The sequence below is a fragment of the Actinomycetota bacterium genome (genome assembly GCA_030776625.1).
In the GTDB taxonomy this organism is placed as follows: Bacteria; Actinomycetota; CADDZG01; order CADDZG01; family WHSQ01; genus MB1-2.
Window position 1 is genome coordinate 26,254 of sequence record JALYHL010000001.1, and the last position, 20,721, is coordinate 46,974.

Annotated in this window: 19 protein-coding genes; 11 read left to right on the forward strand and 8 right to left on the reverse strand. The window is 66.8% G+C overall.

Annotated features, from left to right (window positions below; genetic code table 11):
• Positions 1 to 43: 43 nt before the first annotated feature.
• A complete protein-coding gene (locus M3N53_00155; GenBank protein MDP9066744.1) occupies positions 44 to 1,837 on the forward strand; it encodes a serine/threonine protein kinase in 1,794 nt (597 codons plus the stop codon).
• Here the strand turns inward: M3N53_00155 and M3N53_00160 are convergent.
• Entirely contained in the window at positions 1,834 to 3,039 is a 1,206-nt protein-coding gene (locus M3N53_00160) for a PQQ-dependent sugar dehydrogenase (protein MDP9066745.1), read from the reverse strand. The genes M3N53_00155 and M3N53_00160 overlap by 4 nt on opposite strands.
• Before the next feature lie 86 nt (positions 3,040 to 3,125).
• Between M3N53_00160 and M3N53_00165 the strand changes: the two genes are divergently transcribed.
• From M3N53_00165 to M3N53_00175, 3 genes are all read left to right on the forward strand, one after another.
• Entirely contained in the window at positions 3,126 to 3,857 is a 732-nt protein-coding gene (locus M3N53_00165) for a CPBP family intramembrane metalloprotease (GenBank protein MDP9066746.1), read from the forward strand.
• Positions 3,858 to 3,869: 12 nt separating this feature from the next.
• Positions 3,870 to 4,730, forward strand: coding sequence for a DMT family transporter (locus tag M3N53_00170; GenBank protein ID MDP9066747.1), 861 nt, complete (start codon positions 3,870 to 3,872; stop codon positions 4,728 to 4,730).
• Between the two features lie 80 nt (positions 4,731 to 4,810).
• Positions 4,811 to 5,203, forward strand: coding sequence for an ATP-binding protein (locus M3N53_00175; protein MDP9066748.1), 393 nt, complete (start codon positions 4,811 to 4,813; stop codon positions 5,201 to 5,203).
• On the opposite strand, the gene M3N53_00180 is transcribed toward M3N53_00175, so the two are convergent.
• Positions 5,200 to 8,028 carry a hypothetical protein gene (locus tag M3N53_00180; protein ID MDP9066749.1) on the reverse strand — a complete coding sequence of 943 codons (2,829 nt, stop codon included), beginning with the start codon at positions 8,026 to 8,028 and terminating at the stop codon, positions 5,200 to 5,202. The two genes, M3N53_00175 and M3N53_00180, sit on opposite strands and share 4 nt — an antisense overlap.
• Positions 8,029 to 8,182: 154 nt before the next feature.
• Between M3N53_00180 and M3N53_00185 the strand changes: the two genes are divergently transcribed.
• Together M3N53_00185 and M3N53_00190 are read left to right on the forward strand one after the other, a co-directional pair.
• Positions 8,183 to 9,301, forward strand: a complete 1,119-nt coding sequence (locus tag M3N53_00185) for an ATP-grasp domain-containing protein (protein ID MDP9066750.1) — start codon at positions 8,183 to 8,185, stop codon at positions 9,299 to 9,301.
• Positions 9,302 to 9,312: 11 nt separating this feature from the next.
• Complete coding sequence (locus M3N53_00190; GenBank protein MDP9066751.1) at positions 9,313 to 10,434, forward strand: hypothetical protein; 1,122 nt, start codon at positions 9,313 to 9,315, stop codon at positions 10,432 to 10,434.
• 24 nt (positions 10,435 to 10,458) lie between these two features.
• Here M3N53_00190 and M3N53_00195 read toward each other — a convergent pair whose 3' ends face one another.
• Complete coding sequence (locus tag M3N53_00195) at positions 10,459 to 11,022, reverse strand: hypothetical protein (protein MDP9066752.1); 564 nt, start codon at positions 11,020 to 11,022, stop codon at positions 10,459 to 10,461.
• A gap of 16 nt (positions 11,023 to 11,038) precedes the next feature.
• Complete coding sequence (locus tag M3N53_00200) at positions 11,039 to 12,655, reverse strand: hypothetical protein (GenBank protein ID MDP9066753.1); 1,617 nt, start codon at positions 12,653 to 12,655, stop codon at positions 11,039 to 11,041.
• Between the two features lie 215 nt (positions 12,656 to 12,870).
• On the opposite strand from M3N53_00200, the gene M3N53_00205 reads away from it, so the two are divergent.
• Positions 12,871 to 13,473, forward strand: coding sequence for a hypothetical protein (locus M3N53_00205; protein MDP9066754.1), 603 nt, complete (start codon positions 12,871 to 12,873; stop codon positions 13,471 to 13,473).
• Here M3N53_00205 and M3N53_00210 read toward each other — a convergent pair whose 3' ends face one another.
• From M3N53_00210 to sigH, 3 genes are read right to left on the reverse strand one after another with little or no spacing between them, the layout of a single operon-like run.
• Complete coding sequence (locus tag M3N53_00210; GenBank protein ID MDP9066755.1) at positions 13,474 to 13,998, reverse strand: hypothetical protein; 525 nt, start codon at positions 13,996 to 13,998, stop codon at positions 13,474 to 13,476. It abuts the gene before it with no gap.
• A 44-nt stretch (positions 13,999 to 14,042) separates the two neighbouring features.
• On the reverse strand, positions 14,043 to 14,999 hold the full coding sequence (locus M3N53_00215; GenBank protein MDP9066756.1) for a Ku protein: 957 nt from the start codon (positions 14,997 to 14,999) through the stop codon (positions 14,043 to 14,045).
• Between the two features lie 47 nt (positions 15,000 to 15,046).
• On the reverse strand, positions 15,047 to 15,739 hold the full coding sequence (gene sigH / locus M3N53_00220; GenBank protein ID MDP9066757.1) for an RNA polymerase sporulation sigma factor SigH: 693 nt from the start codon (positions 15,737 to 15,739) through the stop codon (positions 15,047 to 15,049).
• A gap of 475 nt (positions 15,740 to 16,214) precedes the next feature.
• On the opposite strand from sigH, the gene M3N53_00225 reads away from it, so the two are divergent.
• Together M3N53_00225 and M3N53_00230 are read left to right on the forward strand one after the other, a co-directional pair.
• Positions 16,215 to 17,753 carry a hypothetical protein gene (locus M3N53_00225; GenBank protein MDP9066758.1) on the forward strand — a complete coding sequence of 513 codons (1,539 nt, stop codon included), beginning with the start codon at positions 16,215 to 16,217 and terminating at the stop codon, positions 17,751 to 17,753.
• 53 nt (positions 17,754 to 17,806) lie between these two features.
• Positions 17,807 to 17,992, forward strand: coding sequence for a hypothetical protein (locus tag M3N53_00230; GenBank protein MDP9066759.1), 186 nt, complete (start codon positions 17,807 to 17,809; stop codon positions 17,990 to 17,992).
• A 3-nt stretch (positions 17,993 to 17,995) separates the two neighbouring features.
• Here M3N53_00230 and M3N53_00235 read toward each other — a convergent pair whose 3' ends face one another.
• Complete coding sequence (locus tag M3N53_00235) at positions 17,996 to 18,874, reverse strand: proline iminopeptidase-family hydrolase (GenBank protein MDP9066760.1); 879 nt, start codon at positions 18,872 to 18,874, stop codon at positions 17,996 to 17,998.
• Positions 18,875 to 19,027: 153 nt separating this feature from the next.
• Between M3N53_00235 and M3N53_00240 the strand changes: the two genes are divergently transcribed.
• Both M3N53_00240 and aac(3) read left to right on the forward strand, forming a co-directional pair.
• Positions 19,028 to 19,546 (forward strand): hypothetical protein, encoded by a 519-nt coding sequence (locus M3N53_00240; protein MDP9066761.1) that lies wholly within the window; start codon positions 19,028 to 19,030, stop codon positions 19,544 to 19,546.
• 85 nt (positions 19,547 to 19,631) lie between these two features.
• Positions 19,632 to 20,465, forward strand: a complete 834-nt coding sequence (aac(3), locus tag M3N53_00245) for an aminoglycoside 3-N-acetyltransferase (GenBank protein ID MDP9066762.1) — start codon at positions 19,632 to 19,634, stop codon at positions 20,463 to 20,465.
• Positions 20,466 to 20,721: the final 256 nt, after the last annotated feature.

Genomic DNA, 20,721 nt, shown 5'->3' on the forward strand with positions numbered 1-20,721 from the left:
GTCTGGAGGAACGTACCAACACCGCGGAGAACCTTCCAGAGCCATGACCGAGCGGGACCCTTACGAGCGCCTAGACCACTTCCTCCCGCCGGCCGAGGACCTCGGCATCGAGGGCTACGAGATCCTCGGCCCCCTCGGCGAAGGCGGCTTCGGCCGCGTCTTCAGAGCGCGTCAACTCGCCTTCGACCGCGACGTCGCCGTGAAGGTTCTGAACGCGTCGGGCCTGCAGGAGGAGACGGCGCGCCGCTTCGAGCGCGAGTGCAGAGCGGTGGGCAGTTTGTCCGGCCACCCCAACATCGTGACGGTGCTGGACTCCGGCATCACCCCCTGGGGTCGGCCATACATCGTGATGGACCACATGGCCGGTGGGTCACTCGCACAAGGTCGCGCCGACGGGCGCGGCGCCGACGCCTTCGCCGCCACCGCGATCATCGTGAAGATCTGTGGGGCAGTCGAGACGGCGCATCGGGCCGGGATCCTGCATCGCGACATCAAGCCGGAAAACCTGTTGCTGTCGGCGTACGGTGAGCCGAAGCTCGGAGACTTCGGAGTCGCGTCGATACCGGACGGCTACCAAACGCGCACGGGTGCGATCACCGCGAGCCTCGCGCACGCGGCGCCGGAGGTCCTCGAAGGGGGCCGCGCCACACCCGCGGTCGACATCTACGCGCTCGGCTCCACGCTGTTCACGCTGATCTCCGGCCGAGCACCCTTCGCATCGGAAGAGCACAGTGGCCTGCAGAGCTTGATCGCCCGCACCCTGACTCAACCGGTTCCCGACCTGCGCGCGGACGGGGTGCCGGACGAGATCTGCAGCGTCATCGAGAAAGCGATGGCGAAAGATCCTGCCGCGCGCTACGCGACCGCGGCAGCGTTGGGGGATGCACTACGGGATGCTCAGCGCGCGCTCGGGCTACAGCCGACGGAGATGGTGCTGGCGGAGCCCTCACCCGAGCTCTTGGCTCATGCGTTGTCGTCGGCGGCAGACGATCTGAGCCGCACGCAGATACGCAAACGCCCGGTGCTGTCACCGCCCGCGCCTCCCAGCGCACCACGGCCGTGGTGGAGGAGCCCGCTCATTGCGGCGGCCGTCCTTCTGTTGCTGGCTGCCGCCACCGCCAGCGCGCTGAACCTGCGTGGAACAGGAGAGACCGGCACTCCCGCCGCGGCGCTGACGACCTCTCAACCAGACGCCTCCGCCACGCCACCCGAAGTGGCTTCCATAGAGGACGGTGGCAAGGCTCCGGATCGACGCTCGCGTCGACCGAAGAGTCTCAAGACCGGCCGGGGCGACAAGACGCAGCACGCAGGCGGCGTGACGATCCCGTCAGCGGGCGGCGGCGCGACCGGAGGGTCGACCTCGGGAGGAGGAGGGTCGTCAACCGGCGATGGAGCGGCACCAACGAGCGGTGGCGGTGGTGGGTCCGCCGGAGGAGGAGGCGGCTCGACCGGAGGTTCTGGAGGTGGAGGTGGTAGCTCCGAGCCGAAGCCGGATCCCATCCCCATCCCGACCGTCGAGCTGTGGCACCTGTGGAGCGATGACAGGTACTACTTCACGACCGACCAAGGCGACCGGGCCGAGGTGCAAGGGCACTACTCGAACTGGCACCGTGAAGCGGTGGTGTGGGAATACGGCGGCTCCGGCATGAGGCGCATCTGTTTCGGAGACGGGCGCTGCGGGGGTTGGGTGTACGCAGAGCCACCCGAGGGCATGTCGACGCGCCCGCTGTATGCGTTCAGCGCCCGTTACGGCGACTACTACACGATCAACCCCGACGAGATACCGGCGGAATACAGCGGGTATCGCCTCTACGTGTTCGGCTACGTCCCCCGCTAGCTCTTGTCTACGAGCTTGAGGATCTCGCCCGCGCCGATATCGGTGACGTAGAGCTCGCCTGCCTCGTCGATCCCGAATGAGCTCAGCGCGCGCTCGCTGGTCGCGACCAGGTTGGGCTTGATGGGCCGCTCGACCTCGGAGTCGATCGCCCACACGTTTCCGGAGCAGTAGTCGGCGAAGAGATACGCGCCCTGCATGTCGGGGAACTCGCTGCCGCGGTAGACGTACCCGGCCGTCACCGAGCACCCCTGGTCGTGGTCGTATTCGGTGATCGGCAACACCAGCCCGCTGGGGTTGCAGTCCCGCTCGAAGCACCGGCTGCCCTCCATCTCGTTCCACCCGTAGTTGAGCCCGGCTTCGTCCCAGCCCACCCGGTCGATCTCCTCCAGGCGTCCTTGCCCCACGTCTCCCACCCACAGCGTTTCGGTCTCTTGATCGAAGCTGAAGCGCCACGGGTTCCGGAGCCCATAGGCCCAGATCTCGGGCAACCCGCCGCCGTCGGCGAAGGGGTTGTCCGGAGGGATCGCGTACGGCTTGCGACCATCCACATCCACGCGCAGCAACTTGCCCAACACCGTGTCGAGTGACTGGCCGTTCTCGTGAGGGTCGCCGCCGGAACCGCCGTCGCCGAGTGCGATGTAGAGATAGCCGTCCGGGCCGAACGCGAGGTGCCCACCGTTGTGGTTGGGGAACGGCTGATCGACCCGCATGAGCACCTCGGCAGAAGCCGGATCCGCCCGCAGCCCGTCCGGCTCCGCCCGGTATCCCGCGATCACGGTGTCGCCGGCGCGGTCGGTGTAGTTGACGAAGAAGCGGCGGTTCTTCTCGTAGTTCGGATGGAAGGCGAGACCAAGGAGGCCGCGTTCACCACCGGCCTGCGTCTCCGCCGAGAGGTCCAGGAACACTTGCGCCTCGCGGCTGCCGCTCTCCAGGACCTTGATCGCTCCCGCCTGTTCCACGACGAACATCCGACCGGTCCCGTCCTCGGCCGAGATGAACAGCAACGGAGCTTCGAAGCCGTCGAGGAACGGCTCCAGCGAAAGGTCGAGCTTCGACAGGTCAAACCGGGCGCTGGTGCCTTCGTCCACCGGATCCGATGTGGGTGTACGCGTGACGACGACAGGTGGCGCGTCGCCGCCGGTGTCCTGGCAGGCGACCATGACACTCCCGAGTAAGAAGAGCAACAGCATGGTTTTTCGCATGCAGGGCAAGGTATGCGACCGGGGCACCTAGTTGGAACCTCTTGCACAGACGCGGGACAAGGTGTGGCGGCTGGTAGACATGGCCGGTGGACGCACCCGCCGAAGCTCTCGCGACGCCGGCTCCCCCGCGGGCGCCCTGGCGCGGGCGCGACCTGCTGTTCACAGGCATCGGCGCGATCGTGCTGTCCATCTTGGTCGTGGTGCCGCTGGGATTCCTCACCTTCGGCCGAGGTGGAGGGTTCTCCTTCGCGCACGTCGGGGCGATCGGCATCGCGGTATACGCGGCGCTGTGGGCGTCCACGTGGTACTTCACCCTGAACAGGCGAGGCGCCCGGCTCGCCGACGCCGGTTTCCGCCCCGTCGCCGGGACCACGTTGCTGAAGATGATTCCGGTCACCCTTGGCCTTATGGGTTTGAACGCGATCATGGTTGCGATCAGCGCTCGCTTCTTTGGCGACGTGCCGACAGCCCAGGATCAAGTGGTGGGCGGCGCCACCTCGATAACGCTGGTCGAGTTCATGTGGCTGTTCGCGCTCGGGGCGATCGCGGCCCCCATCGTCGAGGAGTTCGTGTTCAGAGGCGTCCTGTACCGGCTGTTCCGCAACCGCCTGTCGGTGGGGGCCGCCGTCATCGCGTCCGCGGTCGCGTTCGCGCTGCTTCACCTCATCGTTCCGTTGATCCCGGCACTGTTGGTGATGGGGATCGTGCTGGCAGCCCTGGCGCAGCGCTACGACAGCCTCTACCCCGCGATCGTCGTGCACGCGCTGAACAACGCGGCGGCGCTGGTTGCGCTGTACGCCGCCATCGGGCGGGGGTAAGCCCTCAGAACAATGGCGATCCTCCTTGGCCTCGCGGCCGCGGTGACCTACGGTGCTGCCGACTTCCTCGGCGGGCTTGCCACCAAGAAGACCAAGGTCTTCACCGTCGTGCTCGTTTCACAGCTGATCGGGTCGCTGCTGCTGCTCGCGGCCATCCCGTTCTTCCTCCGCACGGAGCCGACCGGCTCCGCGTTGATGTGGGGAGCGCTCAGTGGGATAGCCGGTGCTGCCGGAGTCGCGCTCTTCTACCAAGGGCTGTCGCTCGGGCGGATGGGTGCGATCGCTCCGATCACGGCGGTCGAGGCCGCGAGCGTTCCGGTGCTCTTCGGTCTCGTGACGGGCGAACGGCCCAGCGCGCTGGCGCTGGCGGGCGTGGTGCTCGCGCTCGTCGCGGTGGGACTGGTCTCGTCGTCGCCGGAAGCCGCGTCCGCCACGACCGCGGCCCCCATCAAGAGGGGCTGGAGGGACACGGGGCTTGCACATGCGGTGGGCGCGGGGCTCGCGTTCGGGGCATTCTTCATCCTGCTCGACGCCGCCGGCGACGACACCGGCTTATGGCCGCTCGCGGGCGCGAGGGTCTCGTCGATAGTGTTCACCGCCGCCGCCCTGGTCGCCACCCGCGGCTGGGACCGGCCGGACCGGACGTCACTGCCTGCGATCGCCGGAGCCGGAGCGCTGGATGTAGCCGCCAACCTCTTCTACTTACTCGGGTCGCGCGTCGGACTGCTGTCGATCGTCGCCGTGCTGACCTCGATGTATCCCGCCACCACCGTTCTCCTGGCGCGGGTGACGCTGAACGAGCGTCTGGAGAGGGTGCAGGCCGCGGGCCTTGCGGTCGCCGCAGCAGGGGTCGTCGCCATATCGCTCGGTTGACGCGCACCTGCAGCGTCCGTTTCGCGCTGAATGCGAAGAGTTATCGAACGACTGCTAATGGGTACGGGCGAGAGGTGGACATGACGGGACGCTTCCTGAAGCTGGAGCGCAGCGACCAGGCCCCGGCGAAGGCGCGGGAGTGGGCCGCGGGGCTCGTCGCCGGGTTCCCGCACGAGGCGAGGTCGGATGTCGTGTTGCTGACCCACGAGCTGGTTACGAACGCCGTTCGGCATTCAGACGGAGACCGGATCTGGCTAGCGGCTGTCGTCACCCCCGAAATGATCCGCGTCGAGGTCTCCGACGAGGGCGGCGTGACAGAGCCGGTCATGCTGCCGCAGCAGCCGTATGCGACGTCAGGTCGGGGGCTGGTCTGGGTGGATCAGCTGGCGGACGGCTGGGGAACAGAGCACGAGCGGGCATCGTCGGTCTGGTTCCAGATCGACCTCCCGTCGAGAACGCTGACCACCGCCTAGGGCGCGCTCCCCGAAGACGGTTGGTAGAAGTCGTCGCCGTAGAAGCGCGCCTCGAAGACGTGCTGGCCGCCGCGGTACCTCGGTGGGACCTCGATGCTGGCGGAGCCACCGACGTCGGTGGTGCCTGATCCGATCGAAGACCCATCCACGAAGAACTCGACCTCTCGACCCGCCACCCCTTCGGCGGAGTCCGCGTCCGTCAAGTCGGCAGTCAGCGTGCGCCGCGACCCCCTGCCGGTCACCTGGAGCGAGAGCGCGGTGTCTTCCTTCTCCACCAGGAAGGGCGCCGTGGCGCTGGCGGGCTGGAACGTCTCGCTGCCTGCGAAGCTCGCCGTTAGCTCGTAAGCACCCGGCCGCTCGGTCAGGATCGGCGTGACAGATGCCAGCCCGTTGTCGTCGGTGACCGCGCCGAAGCTCCGCGAGCCGTCGGCCCCCGCTAGCTCGAAGGACAACTCCGCACCGGCGACCGGAGCACCCGAGGCGTCTTTCAGCTCCGCCTGGAACAGGGTTCCATCGCTGTACTGCCCTGCCTCCTGACTCGCCTCGGTTATCTGGAGAGCCGTCGGCTGCTGCTCGGACCGGACCGGTTCGGCTCCCGGCGCCCACTCCGGCGGGCGGCAGCTAGCGGTGCCCGCGTTCGCGGGATGTTCTTTGGTCAGGTAGTCGCCGCCCTCGCAGACGTCGTACATCTGGCCGGTGAGCAGGAAGTGCGCCTCCTGCCATGCCGCCGCGGGCTCGTTGCGGGGGTCACCATGTGGGTCCCCGTTGTGATGCGCGGGGACGTTGGCGTTCGGCGGCGTCGCATTGCCGCTATCCCAGTACACGAACGCGGATCCGTCGTACGGGTACGTCGCGGTCTGGCCGAAGTAGGGGTTCATCTCCCAGTGGAGCCCCTCGGGAAGACCCGGCGTCATGATCGGCGCGTCGATCGTACGCGCCTCCACCTCGGCAGCCACGTTCGTCACCTGATGGTCGCTGAAGGCCACCTGCAACATGACATCGTGCGCCGGCGTGTTCTGAAGAGGATCGCTCGTCATGTGGTGCGCGTAGCCGTTCGCTTCTCCCCTGTCCCACAGCATCTGCATCAAGGCGAACACGAGCTGGCGCTCGATGGGGTCGCGATAGATCTCGTAGAAGACCTCGGCGTACGCGCCCTCCCAATCGACGCTGCGGTTCAGCAACGTGGAGTAGTTCATCCCGGGAACGCCGAGGATGCCGCGCTGGATATCCGGTGATACCGCCACCAGCGAGCCGCCCATGATGCCGCCCTGGCTGTTGCCGTCGTAGAACAGCGGCGTCGAATCCTCGGTCGCGGTTTTCACCAGAGGCTGGCCGTCCTGCTGGAAAGCCTCATCCGTCGCGAAGCCATCCGGATGCACGGCGGCGCGGCCCAGGAACATGAAGTTCAAGAAGCCTTGCTGGGCACGGTCCGGCAACGAAGGGAAGTTCGACGCGTCCGCCAGGATCGCGGCCACCGTCGGGAAGTCGGGGGTTGACATCCCCCACCAGTCGGCGGCACAGCCGAGGAACGGACCCGCTCGGCGCGGCGACTTGATGTCTCCCACCTGGCTGCGCGTCCCTAGCAAGCCGTGGCCGTAGAGGGTGGCGTAGTTCTGCTGACCGTTGAGGGGGACCTCGCACAAGAACGGCACGTTCACCGTTGGCTCGACGGGGTTCTGTTCGGGCCGGCCATCCTGGTTCACGTCCAACAGCCGCGAACCCGGCACCGGCACGTCGTACGGCAGCTGGGTAGCACGCACGTGGCCCTCGGTCTGCTGGATGCGGTCCATGTAGTTCGGGACCGTGACGCGCCCGTGGATGCGGCGCAGCTGCTGCACATGCGCGACCCCGCGCGCGTCGGTCCACCTGTCCGCACGCGTCTCGATCTTGTCGATCGTGAAGCTGGGCGACTGGCCCTGCACGACCCGGTCGGCGAGGTTCGTGTCACCGAGTTGGGCGAAAGCGTCGTCGCGCATATGAAGGATCCGCTCCGCGAGGTTGCGCTCACTGGCGACGGTGAAGTCCCAGGCGAGGAAGAGCTCCTCTCGCGCGATCCCCGCGCTCTCCAACACGGGGAAGATCTCGCTGTTGAAGTAGGTCTGGCGGGTAGCGTCACCGCCGTTGCCGCTGCGGTACGCGGCGAAATCCGGACCCGCTTCAATCGTGGCTCCATCGGCTGTCTTCAGGTTCCGCAACGCCACGACGTAGCGCGCGCCTTCTTCGAAGTTCGCTGCGGGCCGCAGGATGAGGCTCTGCTCGCCGGCTTCGATCGCCGCGGGGTGGGTATCCAGCTCCGACCAGAACGGGTGCCGGGCGCCCGTGTCTGCGTTCAGGATCACGATTGGGGCGTCCTCCCGCGCGTAGAGCCCGATGTCCGCGATGTGATCGCGGTGGTCGAAGTACCCCGGCTCGTTCGGCTGCCCGCCGTGAGGACGGTCTTGGGTTCCCCAGGTCATGTGCAGGTCGAGACCGCCGACGTGCGTCATCACCATCGAGCCCGGAGAGAAGCCGTCGTTGCGGTTCCACTCCATCGGGTCGATCGGTTTGCCCTCGCCGCCCTCCGTGACCTCGGTACCGTTACGGGGCATCGCGGCAGGGCTGAAGGCCACCCTGCGTCCGGTGGCGGTCGACGGATCCGGCTGCGTGAAGAGGTTGTTCGGGAAGGGGAACAGACATGCGGCTTTATCCAGCGGGTCACAGCCGGCGTTCGTCGAGACCGGCACGATCGGCGAGACGGGATCGTCGGCCGCCGCGGCGACGGGCAGCGCGGACACCAACAGGAGCCCCGAAACGATCGTGGTCGCATAGCGGCGTGCGCGGGTCATCGCATCTCCTGGATCGGGTCGGGCTGGCGGGATCGACAGCGGCCACAGGAGTGTTTCGTCACGGGGGATGGTCCTCCTGCCCGTCCGTCCCCCCGGGGGGGTCGCTCGCCTCTTGAGGGCGCTCATCGTCGAGCAAGGCGCTAGCCGGGGAGCCGTGGCTGCGGCAAGAGGGCTGGCCGACGCCGGATGGTTCGTGGGAGTCGGCGCCCCCGGCGCCGCCGGGCTCGCGGCCGCATCCCGGGCCTGCCGCAGGGTTCACGACGTCCCCGCCGCACACGAGGACGTCGGAGGATTCATCCGCTCGGTCGCGGAAGCCGTGCGCGTGGGCGGATACGAGGTGGTGTTCGGCGCCGGAGAGGCCGAGGTGATGGCGCTGTCCGCCGATCGCGTCGCCGTGCCGGCGGTGGTCCCGTACGCGCCGCACGACGCGGTCACACGCGCTCTGGACAAAGTCGAGTTGGACGAGCTCGCGCGGCGCGCAGGCTTCGATCTTCCACCCGTGGTGGATCCGGCGACGCTGGACGATCCCTCGGCACCCGTCGTGGTCAAAGCTCGCCGGCACGCGGCGCCCGAGACTCCAGGCGCGCCGCCGCGCGTCGACACGAACGTCGTGTTCGGTGCGGCCGCGGCGCGGGAACGGGTCCGCCAGATCGGGGAGCTGGGGGCCGAGGCTCGGGTGCAGGAGTACCTGGCCGGGCCGTTGCTCGCGTATGCCGCAGTCACGGATCGGGACGCGACGGTCGTCGCGGATTCGATGCAGCTAGCGTCGAAGATCTGGCCCCCGTATGCCGGCGCAAGCTGTCGAGCCGCCACGATCAAGGTCGATGAAACCGTCGCGGCTCGCGCCCAGAAGCTGTTCCGCGAGCTTGGCTGGTTCGGGCTGGCAGAGCTGCAGTTCGTCGTCCCAAGCGACGGGACACCGAGGTTGATCGACCTCAACGGACGCTTCTACGGATCGCTCGCGCTGGCGGCCGCGGCGGGAGTGAACCTGCCTGCAACCTGGGCCGCCCTCGCGACGGGTCGTCCGGTCGAGCGAGACCGGGCACGGCCAGGCGTGCGCTACCAGTGGCTCGAGGGAGACCTACACCGCGCGGTCGCCGAACGCGAGGGAGGCGCGGTGAGAGACGTAGCGGCATCGGTCGCGGCCTCGCTGACATCGCACCACAGCCTGTGGCGGATAACCGATCCCGCACCCGCAACGCTGCGTCTGAAACAGCTGGTCACCGGCGGCGGCAGGCTGACCGGCGACAGCACGCGGGGCTGCAGCCGCTAGCATCCGCGGCCATGCGCGCTCCACGGCTCCTCCTGACGACGTTCACCGCCCTGGCAGTGGTCACGTCGCTGGCGAACCCAGCTGCTTCCGCGCTGGACCGGACGGTGTCGCGGATGACCTTGAAGGAGAAGGTCGGGCAGCTGGTGATGTTCTCGGTTGGCGAAACCGGGCTCACGCAAACCGAGCGAGACCTGATCCGTCGCCACCGGCTCGGCGGGGTGATCCTGTTCAGCAAGAACTACGACGGACGCAGCCAGCTCCGGGCGCTGAACGATCAGATCCAACGCGTCGTGCGCAGCGCCAATCGCTTTGGGATCGGCGCACTGATCTCGGCGGACCAGGAGGGCGGCGTGGTCAAGCGGTTCCCCGACCTGCCTCCGTGGCGCTCGGCGCCGGAGATCGGTGCGACCGGCGACGAGTCGGTGTCTTACCGGCAGGGCCGGATGACGGGGCGGGAGCTGCGCGAGGTCGGTGTCAACGTGAACCTGGCCCCGGTAGCAGATCTGGACCTCCCACCCGAGCACGTGATGCGGTCGCGGAGCTTCGGCGAGCGGCCGCGCCCCGTAGGCCGAATGGTGCGCGCTTTTGCGCGCGGACTGCAGAGCAAGAGGACGGCTGCCACCGCCAAGCACTTCCCGGGCCTCGGCGGCGCGACGATCAACTCGGACTACGGCCGCGCCTACGTCTACCGGTCACGCCGGCAGTTGCGACGAGTAGACGCGGTCCCGCTCCACCGCGCGGTCGCCGGCGGAACACGGCTGATGATGCTGTCACACGGGATCTACGTGAACTATGGCGGTCCGCGGCCGCGGCGCCCCGCATCGGTGAACGGCTACATCGCCACGCATCGCCTGCGCCAGGAGTTCGGTTTCAGCGGCGTCGCCATCAGCGACGCGCTCGAGCCAGTCGCGTGGAAGTTCGGAGGCAGCACCCCGCGCGCGTGCCGCGCCACGATCGCCGCAGGAGTTGACGTTGCTCTCATCACAGGCGATGCGAACATGGCCCGCCGATGCGCCGCAACGATCCGGCGCGCGGTCCGGGCCGGAGACATCTCGCGGCGTCGCATCAACACTGCGCTGCGCCGGGTCCTCGAGCTGAAGAGGTGGCTCGGAGTCTTCGATCCTTCTTCGTAGCTGCACGCACCTCCGGAGCGCGACCTACAGCGGGTCCTGCGCGTCCTCGGGTGCGGAGCTGACGCCGGCGCCGAGCTCCAGCGAAAGGTGTCCGCCTAGATAGCTGCTCGCGAGCGCGACAAGCCCTCCGACAACGCCGATCGCGGTGGCGGCTTCGTAACGGCCTCTGCGCCGCGCGGCCAGCGACGAGCCGTACAACAACGCGGCCGCCGCATTCAAAGCTGCGTGCGCGACTCCGACGCGCCGAGCACCCCGTCGGGTCGTCGTCCACTCCGACAGACCCGCGGCCGCGGTTGGGAGCGTTGCCATCAACCCGAAGGTCAGCAACCGCTCGGCCGCGGGACGGTCCTCGACGCTCCCGAAGACGTCGAGGAACGAAGCCGCCGTCCATCCTGCCAGCGGGAGGTCCGTGAGGGCCGGGTGGAGCGAGTGCCCGAGCCACCGGCCGAGGAAGAACCTTCGAACGGGACCCTCCGGAACGACACGCTGCGCGGCTTCATCAAGCAACGCGACGACGCGATCCAGCTGCTCGCGCGTCTCGAAAGAAGCCGCCCACGCGTGCAGCGAGTCGCCGACGGCGGCTTGCACAGATGCGGGTTTGGTTCTAGCTACGTGCGGACCGAGAGACGAACCGGGAGCCGGCGACCGGTAGCTTCGTGATCGCCTTCAGCTTGACGGTGTAAGCGCCGCGCGCCTGCTGGTACTGCGACGACCCCGTGGTTACCTCGAGCTCGAGCCGATGCCCCGGCAACAGCTTCCACGCGACGCCGTGCAGCTTCACCGTTCGCTCGAAGCGCCCAGGCTTCAGGACCACCGGCATAGTCTGGTCGTCCAGCGTCACGCGCTTCCCGTCCTTGTCCACGTCGACGAGCTCGAGGAACACGTAAGCCCTGTCACCGACGACCCGCCCCTGCAGCTTGACCTTGGGGATGCCGAGGACGGCGCGCGGCTTACCCGAGAACGTCGCGACTCGGTGACGCGCGGCGGTCTCGCCCAGCTCCTCCTTCGGCGCCGGGTTGGCGTCCGTGGCGCCGTCGCCACCCGTCGAGCCGGGCCCGACGAGCTGGCCACTGCGGATCGCCTTCAGCCGGATGTATCTCGTGCCCGGGAGCGGGAACCGCGGCGCGTTGTAGTAGTAGCCGTCCTGCGCCTGCCACTCCACCTCGGCTCCCGTGTCGACGTCCTGGTCCTTCACGTACCGGTTCAACCAGGCGACGATGCGGTCCTCGAAGATCGGGCGTCTCTCGCCGGCGCCGTCTGGGTAGCCGCTCGAGCCACCGGGGTAGTTGCAACCGAGCGTGTGGCCGGCGCAGTACGCCATCAGCTTCACCGGCGTCCCTGCCGCAACGAGGTTCTTGTAGTTGGCGAACGCGTCCTCGAGGGGGAAGAGCGTGTCGACCGAACCCTGGATGATGAGGGTGGGCGCCTCGATCTTCCGGGAGCGGATCACGGTGGACTTGTGGCGGAACCACTCCTTGATCTCGGGACTTACCCGCCCGGTCGCTTTGGTCTCCCGGTAGCCGCGGTGGATCTGTTCCGCGTACTCCCCCCTCTGCGGACCGGCCGGAGAGTCCAATCCGTCGTGGGTCGCACCGGTCAGACCGAAGTTGTAGAGGAGCTCTCCCCAACCCTGCTTGTAGACGTTGTTCGGGTTGAGGTCCTTCGTCAGGAGGCCCCAGGAGATCTCCGGCACGATCGCCTCGACGCGGTGATCGAGGGCGGCGGTGTTGAACTGGACCCCGGCTGCGTTCGAGCCGCCCGTCCAACCAACACGAGGATCGTTCGGACCGTCCTTCTGGATCTCCGGGCGCGATGCGAGGTAATCCATCAGAGCGCCAGCGTCCTTGACCTCGAAGTCGGGCGACGCGATGTTGGCCTCGCCGCCGGAGTCACCGAAGCCGCGGGAGTCCCACGTCAAGATGGCGTAGCCCTCGTCGAGGAGCCGCTGCAGGAAGGTGTTCGGCGTCCGCTCGCGCTCGCCGCCCCAACCGTGGGTCCTCAAGATGGCGGGCACAGGGCTCGACGCGGATGCGCCGGGCGGAAGCATCAACGTGGCGAGGATCGGCTCGCCGTCGAAGCTCTCGACGATGATGTTGTCCTCGATCGTCGGCTCGGCGCCCACGACGGGGGCCGACGGGACCGCCGCCCCGGCCGCTGTGGCGAATAACGCCGCAACGAGCAACAAAGCCAGGACCAGCGGCGAAACCACGTGATTAGTCATAAAGATTCCACTCCGTTCTTATCCGTTCAGCCGGTAGCTGTCGTACCCAGACTTCGGCCCGATATGTCCTAGTTCGCCCCGGCTCCCGCTCCCCCTGCTCGTCGAGCTCGCCGAAGCGGCGCGCCACCGCAGAAGGGTCTCGCTGAGTCGCGGCGAACCTAGACAGCCAGAGCGGGCGTGGGGACCGTCCGTCCTTACACCTACGAGGAGGAACGATGAAGCCGGCACTCTCGATCGTCGCAGCAGTGGGCGCCATCGCCCTCAGCGCGACTGCACTCCAGGCAGCACCGGGGCCGAGCATCGAAGACCCTCTGGGCGACGCCAACTTCGTCAACGACCAGGGCACCGGCGACGGATCGTTCGGTGACTTCAATGCCGCCGACGCGGGCACCGTCAGCGACCTCACCGCAGTCATCTTCACCAACGACAAGAAGAACCTGTACGTCCAGATCGACACCGAAGCTGAGCCGCCCGCAGCCACCGGGATCGGCTACCGCGTGCGGGTCAACCCGGACGGTCCCGGCGGCAGCTACTGCCTGATCTTCGAAGCTTTCCACCCCGGCGCTAACAACGACCTGACGGTCGCGAAGGGCCAGGTGCGCGACGCATGCGAGGGCGGGGCTCCAACCGAGGTGGCAGTCGTCGGAAACACGATCACGGTGCCGCGCAAGGCGCACAAGGGCCTCGCGAAGGGAGCAACGCTGAAGGCTCCGCAGGCGCAGAGCTTCCTCTACACCGGCACCTACCCGTCGCCTGGATTCTCCGGCCCGATGGCCGACACGACGAAGGTGGGGACCGACTACAAGCTTCGCCGTTAGCTATCGCACTACTTTGAGGGTCGGGCCCGGCGCCAGCCGGCCCCACTCATAGATCACGACCCGACACTGCGGGCTCGGGAAGTCTGGTGGTGTGAGGTTCCTCTGCCCGTAGACCGTGGATTCCCCCGTACCGGGTCTGGCGTAGCTCTCGATCCTCACCTTCACGACTGCCCGGCCGTTCGCGTCCGTGAGTCCTCCGGCCGTGAGGAAGGTGTCTCCGACGAGGAAGCCGAGCCCGAGGGATACGCCCTCGGCCGGTTCATTCATCGGGCGGCCGGTGGGATAAGGCACGCCATCATCGGTGACGGGATCCTCGTCCGCGGTGCGGGTCACCAGGACCTTCAGCTTCGCGACATCTCCGACGGACACGGAGGGCGTCTGCCAACTCGCCTCGATCTTGAAGTTCCTCAGCGGGAGGCTGACATCGGTGCATGCTTCACGAGAGCCGATCGGAACGGCCGAGCCCGCCGCCGGTGCAACGACGAGGAGCGTCGCCATCGACAGGACCACGGTCTTGATCGGCATGTTCATAGGTTTCGGCCTAGCAGCGACGAACCCTCCGAATCGGGCTAACTGGCTTTGGATATGGCCTTTATGAGCTCGTCTTTGTCCATGGAGGAGCGGCCGCTGATGTCTAGTTGCTTCGCCTTCTTCAGCAGCTCGCCCTTGGACATGCCTGCTAGGTCGTCGTCAGCCCTGGACTTGCTGGAGGAACCTCTCTGCGCCTTGGGACGCGGCCGCTCCCCCTTCTTCGCGGCCTCGACCGAAGCGCGTAGAGCCTCCATCAGGTCCACGACCGTCTCCGGCTCCTCGGGTTTCGTATCTTGCACCACCACGTCTTCGCCCTTGATCTTCCTGTCGATGATCTTCTTCAGGGCACGGTGGTATTCGTCCTTGAACTGTGCTGGATCGAAGTCGTCGGACAGCTGCTGGATCAGCTGGCGCGCCATCTTCCGCTCCCGGTCGTTCACCTTCGGACGTTTGCGCAGCTCGTCGAACTTCGGCTCTCTGACCTCTTCCGGCCAGTGCATCGTCTGGAGCACGAGCATCGCGTCCTTCACACGCATCCCGGCGAGGTGCTCGCGGTCGCGGATCGCGACCTTGCAGACCCCCACCAGCCCCTCGTCCTCCATCGCGTCGGTCATCAGCCGGTAGGCCTTGACGGCCTGTTCCTGAGGCACGATGTAGTAGGTCTTCTCGTAGAAGATCGGGTCGATCTGCTCGGACGGAGCGAAGCTCACCACGTCGATCGTGTGCAGAGACTCGAGCTCCAGAGCCTCGAGGTCGTCGTCGCTGATCGTGACCCACTTGCCCTTCTCGTACTCGTAACCCTTGACGATCTCGTCCCAGTCGATGTCTTTGTGGCCTTCGTCGCAGGTGCGCTCGTAGTGGATCCGTGCACCGTCCTTCTCGTGAAGGAGATGGAAGTCGAACTTCTCCCTCTCGCGGCCGACGGCGGTGTACAAACCCACCGGGATCGTTATGAGTCCGAAGGTGATGGACCCCTTCCAGATCGAGCGCGCCATGAGGGTTGCCTACCCAGGGCGGGTCGATCCGATACTTCGGGTGTGATCTAGGAAGCGAAGACATCGGCGTTACGGGCGCCGATGTGGTTCTGGACCTTCTTCTTGACGCGCTGGAGCGCGTTGTCTATCGACTTCAGATGACTACCCAGTGCCGCGGCGATCTGGTCGTAGCTCTTGCCCTCCATGTAGAGGTGCAGGACGTCGGACTCGAGATCGGTCAGTGTCTCGCTCATCACACGACGTACGGAGTCGATCTCGTCCGCCGATACCACCAGCTCAGCGGGATCAGAGTTGACGTCCGCAGCCAGCAGCTCACCCAGCGCCGTTGCCATGCGGTCGTCGCTGTCGCCTACCGGAGCGTCCAACGAGACTCGGGCATTGAGCGGCTGATGCTTCTGGCGGTTCGCACCCTTCACGGCCGTGTGGATCTGGCGCGAGATGCACATCTCAGCGAACGCGCGGAAGGGCGTGTCCTGGGCAAGGTCGAAGTCCCGGACGGCCTTGTAGAGGCCGATCATCGCCTCCTGTACCACGTCGTCCTGATCCGAGCCTGGGACGAAGTAGGAGCGCGCCTTGCTGCGAGCGAACCGGCGATAGCGCTCGAGCAGCACCACCAGAGCGTTCTCGTCGCGACCCCGGGAGAGACGCACTAACTCGAGGTCTTCGAACTCGGAAAGTTCTGACAGATCTTGACCCCATAGGACCTGCATGTGATCCCTCCCGCCGCAGTCGTAGCGCATGCCGCGCCTCGTATCCCCCTATCTGTTCAACGTCTGAGCGTGCTCTGTATTCCGAAAACCCACTCCCGCGAACCGGCATCAAGTCGCCCATCCAGCTAGTGAGGTGGCGCGCCGGGACGTGAGCGGCAGCTAGGTTCGGGGGATCAAGAAGTCTCCTCTCCCGGAAGGACCCCTCTTGCGAACGGCCATGGCGTTTCCCGCGCTGTTTGCGTTGTTCGTAGGTTGCTCCGGAAGCGCGACGGTGCCCGCCGGCCCAGCCGCGCAGCCACCTGCATCCCAGGGCGGTCGTCACCTTGACGCAAACGACGAACACGATCACCCGCCTACGGCGCGGCTCCACGGTCCTTGACGGCGCAACGTTGAGCTGCTCGGGCATCTCGACCTCAGCGACGAAGCGAACGCGATCGGAGATGTCGGCGCGATCGGCGGCCATGCCTACCTAGCCGCCTGGCGAGCCGCATGTCCTCGGGGCGGCGTGCATCTGGTCGATATACGCAAGCCGCGCGCGCCGCGGAACGCGGGCTTCATCGGCGTCGGCAGCAACAGTTACGTCGGCGAGGGGATCAGCACCCTGCGCCTGGACACTCCGAGCTTCCAGGGAGACGTTCTGACCGTCTCGCTCGAGCCCTGTGACCGCGGCGAAGCCTTCAACGGCGGCATGTCCGCCTACGACGTCACGGACCCGAAGAACCCGAAGCCGCTGTTCGAGGGGTTCGGTGACTTCGACCAGCACCCGGAGCTGGGCGCGAACGCGAGCCACAGCCTCTTCTCCTGGGACGCAGGCCGGCGCGCATTCTCGATCATCACCGACAACGAAGAGCGCGAGAACGTAGACATCATCGAGATCACCGATCCCAGGAACCCAAAGCTGATCGCCGAGTTCGGCCTCGACGACTGGCCGGAAGCGAAGCGCCCGCTCGCCTTCGGCAGCACCGCGTACCACCACGATCTATGGGTGAAGAAAATCGAAGGTCGGTGGACCGCGCTGCTTTCCTACTGGGACGCCGGTTACATCGCGCTGGACGTGACGGACCCGGAGAACCCGCGGTATCTCGGCGACACCGACTGGCCACGGCGGGATCCGATCACCGGCGTCTCTCCCGCGGAAGGAAACGCTCATCAGGGGACGTGGGACTCGGACGATGAGTTGATCCTGGGAGCCGACGAGGACTTCGGCGCCTTCAGGACGAGCTTACGCATCGACGGTGCAGAGGCCGTAGCGGGCGAGTTCGGCTGGGCGCGTCCCGTCGCGGAGGTGCGCGGTCGCCGCTTGAGTGGCCGCGTCGTCTTCGGCGGGCGCGGCTGCGAGCCGACGATCCCGTCGCCTCCGGCGGGCGGATCCGGAGACAAGATCGTGGTCGTGGAGCGCGGCGACTGCTTCTTCTCCACCAAAGTACGACTCGCGCAAGAGGCGGGGTACGACGCCGTGATCATCCCGAATTCCCACGAAGGCGCCGCAGAAGGCGATCAGCCGAACGCGACGGTCTGCGGCTCCGCCGCGGAAAGCTTCGACGTCACTATCAGCGCGATCTGCACCACGCACGCCGCCCTCCACGAGATGTTCGGGATCGAGATCTCCTACGGCGAGCGTCTCGAACCGACGGTGGGTAAGCGGGGGGTCGAGGTCGAGATCGCGTCGGTCTTCGACGGCTACGGCTACCTGAACCTCTACGACGCCGACACTCTCGAGTGGCTGGACGCGTACGCGATCGCGCAGGCGGACGACGCTCGGCGGGCCCGCCGCGGCGGCGGCCACCTTTCGATGCACGAGATCAAGACCGATCCGCGACCGGACGTCGACCTCGGATATCTCTCCTATTACGCCGGTGGGTTCCGCGTCGTCTCATTCGACGAGATCGACGGCATCGTCGAGCGGGGGCACTTCATCGCCCGCGGCGGCAACGACTTCTGGGGCGTGTTCCCCATCCCCCGCGGCCCCCGCAACCCATTGATCCTCTTGTCCGACCGAGACAGCGGCTTGTGGATCCTGCGCTACACGGGCAACGCCGGCTAGACATTCCTCGGCACACTGCAGCCGGTCCGGCAGAGCAGCGCTAACATCAACAGATGAAGCGCTTCGTCTTGACCGCTGCACTCACCTGGGTCGGTCTTGCGCTGGTCGGTCATGTGAACGAACGCCGCGGCCGACTGACCTGTGAGTGCTCCGGAGACTGTTGGTGCAAGCGACCGCCCCTATCCCTGTTCCGGTGGGTGCTCCCCCTCGGGCACCGGTTCCGGCACGAGGACACCTAGGCTCTAGCGATTCACCGGGGGGTCGTAGCGGTTCAGAAACTCCTCGAGCACCCGGAGGAACTCGTCCGGCTCCTCGAGGTAGGGCATGTGCGAGCTGTTCTCGAAGACGACGGTAGGTGCGTCGGGGAACCCCTCCTGCAGCTGGTTCAAGATCAGCGGCGTGCACAAGTCGTAGCGTCCCGCGGTCAGCAGCGTCGGCACCTGTATCTCATGAAGCCGATCGCGGACGTCCCAGCCCCCGAGCTTCCCCGTCATCGTCCACTCGTTCGGCCCCCACATCGCGCGATAGACCTCTTGACTGCGCGCCGCTGACATCAGCTTGATCTCGCGTCGCTCTCCGACGCGACAGATGTGTCGCGCGCTGAAGGCTCGCTCCGCCTCCCTGTAAGCGGGGTCGTTTTCGGCTTGTGTCTGTAGTGCCCGCCGGTGCTCTTCGGGCATCTCGTCGCGCAAACGTGCCGCCTCGTCTGCCCAGCTGACCGCGCTCGCGAGCGTCGAGTTCAGAACGAGCCCGAGCAGCCCCGCCGGCTGCGTCAGCGCGTACTCCATCGCGAGCATCCCGCCCCAGGAGGTGCCGAGAACGAAGGCCTCATCGAGTTCCAGCCGAGCCCGAAGGTTTGCCAGCTCGGCAACGAAGACTGAGACGTCGAGCTCATCCAGTGAGGGACGGCTCGAGTGCCCGCACCCAACCTGGTCGTAGAGCACGACCGCTCGCCCACGCCGTGCGAGCTCCTCCACCGGAGCGAAATAGTGATGCGAGGACCCGGGGCCGCCGTGGAGGCAGATCAGCGGAGGCCGTGCGCGGAGATCGCCAACAACGCGGTACCAGGTCGTCCAGTCACCGAACGAGGCGAATCCCTCCCTCGCGCCCGATCCGCTCACGGGAGGAAGCTACAACCGCGACGATGAGCCACAACGAAACAGCCGAGGCCGCAAAGGTTTCGGACCTCCCCCATCCGGCCGAAGGGCGGCCCGGGAAGGAGTGCACCCCCCGTCTGGCGAACCCTTCCGGCAACACAACCTTGGAGGTTTGCGATGAAGCGGGCGATTTCCCTTGTCCTATTGGCGACCCTCGTTGCCGCTCTTTCACCGATGTCCGCCCAGGCCGGCGCGGCCGCGCAGAAGGAGGAAGGTACCGTCCTGCTGGCGGGCCCGGGCCCGAACGGCGAGACCACAGGTGGTTGCTGGACCGGTTGGCCCCGTCGCTTCTGGATCTTCTCCGGTGGCGCAACGGCTGGACCCTTCGGCAGCATGTTCGAGATCGACAAGGCCACATGGGGTGGCAAGTTCAAGCTCGAGGTCACCGGCGGGGCCATGGGCACCGAGGACCTGGACATGACCTTCTACGGGGAGACGGGCGAGCTGAACCCTGCCGACCCCGCGCAGCAAGAAGGAATCGTCGAGACCGGCGAGTACCTCACGAGAGAAGCCGGGGGTGAGGTCGGAGTAGTTCCGCCCGGCTCCAACGTCGTCTTGATCTGCCTCGCGATCACCAGCGGACACAACGCCGAGTGGTCCTATACGGCGACGCCTCCGAAAAAGAAGAAGAAGTAGCAGCCGCCCCTCCGTTCGTCAGTTGCGGGAGGCTCCCGCGGGCCGGTGACGAGCGGTGACGCGCGGTCGTAGCTAGGCTCGAGCGATGGCGGATAACCTCCTTCATCGCCCTCCGATCACTAGACGCGAGCTCGTAGAGGACCTGGCGAAACTAGGCGTCCGCGCGCGCGAGGTCCTGATGGTTCATTGCAGCCTCAGTTCGATGGGCTACGTCGTAGGTGGAGCCGACGCGGTAGTGACCTCACTGCTCGAACTCCTGGGCGCGTCGGGAACCCTGATGGTGATGTCCGGCTGGGAGCACGATCCTTACGAGCTCGAACAGTGGCCCGAGGCGCTCCAGGATGCGTATCGCCGCGATCCGCCAACGTTCCATCCGGAGGTATCGGAGGCTGCGAGGGAGAACGGACGGCTTCCCGAGCGCATCCGGACGTGGCCGGGGGCGCGGCATAGCTCCCATCCTGAGGCTCGCTTCTCCGCGCTTGGCGCGAGCTCGCAGTGGCTGACCGAGGATCAGCCTTGGCATCACCCATTGGGGGCAGGATCTCCGCTCGAGAAGTTGCTCGAGGCTGACGGATCCGTCTTGATGCTGGGTGCGCCGCTGGAGACGTTGACCCTTCTTCATCACGCGGAGGAACTGGCGGACGTCCCCAGCAAGAAGCTCGTTCGCTACACGGTGCCAACGGTGACGGAAAACGGGGCGATCGAATGGCGTGAGGTGCGCGACATCGACACGTCGGGCGGCGCGTTCCCATACGAAACCGTGGTCGGTGACCGCGACTCGTTCCAGGTGATCGGCGAAGAAGCTATCGCAGCCGGCATCGGCAGGGCCGGCCAGATCGGACAGAGCACCAGCTACCTGTTCCGGGCAAGAGAGCTAGTGGACTACGCGGTGGGCTGGATCGAGAAGCATTTCCCGTAGCGTAGGAGCAACGGCTTCGGGGAAGAACCCCGCCACCTGCCACACATGGTGGTGGGTCTACTGCCTGGGAGGAAGAAGCGATTCTGCGACGATCAGCGCGAGCTGCACCCCGCAGGATGATGCGCGGGAGCTTTTTCCCCTCGGTTGCCGTCAGCCTGCTCTTGGTTCCACTGGCAGCCTGCACGGAGACATCACGCGGGACTCCGATCACGGAAGCGTCTGCAGACCCGCAGGCGCCGGACACGGGGGGGCCATC